Annotated in this window: 2 pseudogenes; one reads left to right on the top strand and one right to left on the bottom strand. The window is 68.7% G+C overall.

What is annotated here, in order from left to right:
* Positions 1-2263, bottom strand: a pseudogene (locus HC022_RS23070) (transglutaminase family protein); the annotation flags it as partial.
* Between the two features lie 292 nt (positions 2264-2555).
* On the opposite strand from HC022_RS23070, the pseudogene HC022_RS23065 reads away from it, so the two are divergent.
* A pseudogene (locus tag HC022_RS23065) lies at positions 2556-2899 on the top strand (sigma-54-dependent Fis family transcriptional regulator); the annotation flags it as partial.

The raw sequence follows: 2899 nt of genomic DNA, 5'->3' as shown, positions 1-2899 counted from the left end.
CTGTCGAGCGTGGTCGCCCCGCCCACCACCACGTGGTTGCCGCCGCCGGTGCCGGTGTGCTTGCCGTCGATCATGAACTTGTCGGCGCCGAGGCGGCTCTGCCGGGCCTCCTCGTAGACCGCCGTGGTGATCGACTTGCAGTCCTCCCAGCTGTGGGCCGGGTGCACGTTCACCTCGATCACGCCCGGATCGGGCGCCACGCGGATCACGTTCATGCGGCTGTCGTGCGGCGGCGTGTAGCCCTCGATGTGGATCGGCAGGCCGAGCTCTTCGGCGGTTTCCTCGGCGGTGGCGAGCAGCTCGAGATAGTCCTCGAGATCCTCGACCGGCGGCATGAAGAGACAGAGCCGCCCGTCGCGCGGCTCGATGGCGATGGCGGTGCGGACCTGACCGCCCGCCGGATCGACGCCCTGCTCCATGACCTTCTGTCGGTGCCCGGCGTCGCGCGCCTCGCTCACCGGCTGGGCGTGGCCCGGGGTGACCTCGGGCAGCATCTCGGCCTGTTCGCGCGCGATCTGCGCCTCTTCGCGGGCGATCTTCTCGAATTCTTCCATCAGCAGCCGGCGCTTCTCGGCGCGGTCGGCGTGGAAGTCGGGCAGCGCCTGCACCGGGACCGAGGGATCGGTCGGGTAGACATAGGGATAGGCCGAGGGCGGGATGTAGGGCAGCGAGCCCAACGGCAGGCGGAAACCCACCGGGTCTTCCAGTGCTCGGAGCGCCAGCGCACCGAGGGCGTGTGCTTGCTCTGCCACATGCGCTGGAGCGGCAACACGAAGCCCGCCGCCGTATCCAGCCCGCGCGAGAACACCCGTGCGATGCGGGCGCGGGCCTCGGGGTCCTTGAGCTTGCTGTCCTCGGGGGTGACGTTCGACGGCAGGTCCGCCTCCTTGAGGATCCAGTCGACCGGATCCTCGAAGGTCGGGTGCACGTAACCCGCCCCGAGCCCGAGGTTCTCGGCGAAGGTCGACAGGAAGCGGTCGGCCTGCTCGGCATCGGCGCCATGCGCGCCCTCCTTCGCCACGAGGTCCGAGTTCTTCCAGATCGGCAGCCCGTCGCGGCGCCAGTAGAGCGAGAAGGTCCACCGCGGCAGGGTCTCGCCCGGGTACCACTTGCCCTGTCCGTAATGCAGGAAACCGCCCGGCGCGAAGCGGTCGCGCAAGCGCCGGATCAGCGTGTCGGCCCGGCTGCGCTTGGTCGGACCCACGGCGGCGGTGTTCCACTCGGCGCTCTCGAAATCGTCGATCGAGACGAAGGTGGGCTCGCCGCCCATGGTGAGCCGCATGTCCTGCTCGGCGATGGTCGCGTCAACCTTGTGACCGAGCGCGTCGAGCGCCTCCCACGCCTCGTCCGAGAACGGCTTGGTGATGCGCGGATGCTCGGCGGTGCGGGTCACCGTCATGTCGAAGTCGAAAGACACGTGCGGGTTGCCCGCCGCCGAGAAGCCGCCGGTGATCGGGGCGGCGGTGCGGTAATGCGGCGTGGCAGCCAGCGGGATATGGCTCTCGCCGGTCAGCAGGCCAGACGTCGGGTCGAGCCCGATCCAGCCGGCACCGGGCAGGAAGACCTCGCACCAGGCGTGCAGGTCGGTGAAGTCGTGATCGGTGCCCGAGGGCCCGTCGAGCGCCTGCAGGTCGGGCTTAAGCTGGATCAGGTAGCCCGAGCAGAACCGCGCCGCGAAACCGAGGTTGCGCAGGATCTGCACCAGCAGCCACGAGGTGTCCCGGCACGAGCCGCGCTTGTGCTGCAGAGTCTCTTCGGGGGTCTGCACGCCGGGCTCCATCCGCACGATGTAGTCGATGTGCTTCTGGAGCTTCATGTTGATGTCGACGAGGAAATCGACGGTGCCGGTCGTCTCGCGCGGGATGCCCTCCATGTAGGCGGCAAGATGCGGGCCCATCGGCTCGGGCTCGCGGTAGATCAGCAGGTCGTCGCGGAATTCCTCGGGATACTCGAACGGCCACTCCTGCCCCTCTTCGTCCACGAAGAAGTCGAAGGGGTTGTAGACCGTCATGTCGGCGACGAGATCGACCTCGATCTTGAACTCCGTCACCGGCTCGGGGAACACGTAGCGCGCCAGCCAGTTGCCGTAGGGATCCTGCTGGTGATTCACGAAGTGCCCCTCGGGCGACACCTTGAGCGAGTGCGAGATCACCCGGGTCCGCGAATGCGGCGCCGGGCGCAGCCGGATCAACTGGGGACCAAGCGTGACGGGACGATCATACTTGTAATGGGTCAGGTGATGGATGCTTGCCGTGATCGCCATGAATGATGTCCGCACAGTGAGAAATTGGGGCTCTTGCCGTCACTTGAGCCCGGAAGCCATGGACTTGTAAAGTCCGGGACACCGAACTCGCGCCGAGGGCACGTCAGGGCCGCCGCAATGCCAAGCGCTTGCGCAGCCGCCGGCCTGCCGGGCGCCCGCCTCGTCCATTGGTCGCATAGTCGCCGGCGTCCGCACGGTTGTAGGGTGTCCGGATCAGGACCAAAGGCACCCTTGCCCGGATGGCGGCACCCGGTCCGTGACCCCACATCGACCCATATCGAGGAGAGCGCCGATGACACCCGCCGCCCACCACATCGACAAGGTCATGCGCACGGCCTCCAGCGACGACGCCGCCGCGCGGTCCTCCCTCGCCGCCTCAGGGCGGCGCTCGCTGGAGCACTACGGGCTGGACCCGGCGCAGCGCAGCGCCGGCGCACGACTGGACGGCACCGCGCTGCGGCACGGGCGCGACCGGCTGGGCGCGCTGCTCGCCATCGCCGTGCCGAAGCTCGACCAGCTCTTCGGGCTGGTCGGCGGTTCGGGCTGCGGCGTGCTGCTGACGGATGAGCACGGCATCGTGCTCGACCAGCGCCGCAACGACGCGGATGCGGCGGCCTTCGGCGACTGGGGCCTCGG

Origin of the sequence: Salipiger sp. HF18 (assembly GCF_011806505.1) — a bacterium.
GTDB classification, from domain to species: Bacteria; Pseudomonadota; Alphaproteobacteria; order Rhodobacterales; family Rhodobacteraceae; genus Salipiger; species Salipiger thiooxidans.
This window is presented reverse-complemented; position numbering and strand designations above follow the sequence as displayed.